This window comes from Frankia sp. Mgl5, assembly GCF_023242985.1.
GTDB lineage: Bacteria > Actinomycetota > Actinomycetes > Frankiales > Frankiaceae > Parafrankia > Parafrankia soli.
This window is the reverse complement of record NZ_JALKFY010000375.1, coordinates 1-232: the sequence shown is the minus strand read 5'-3', so window position 1 is coordinate 232 and position 232 is coordinate 1. Positions and strand designations below refer to the sequence as shown.

Here is a 232-nt window from a genome sequence, read left to right as displayed (position 1 = left end):
CGCTTGGTCCTGCAGGAATGCAAGATGGGCAGCCAGAATCGCTGCCTGCTCATCCCCAAGCTTTTGCGTAACCTCTTGCATCAATTGCTCAAGCTGGCTTGCCGTCTGTTCGATACTTGCCTCCAGCTTGCCTACCTCTGCTTCCACATCAGTCACGGGAGCGGAGATTATTTCAGCCGTTTGCTCCGCTTCCACCAGTTTCACTACTGCTGCAATCGCGACACCGTTTGAG

At 54.3% G+C, this 232-nt stretch carries 1 protein-coding gene; it reads right to left on the bottom strand.

From position 1 onward, the window contains the following. Window positions 1–232: phosphoenolpyruvate-utilizing N-terminal domain-containing protein (locus tag MXD62_RS09750; protein WP_248829023.1), on the bottom strand; the 232-nt coding region annotated here is incomplete at both ends.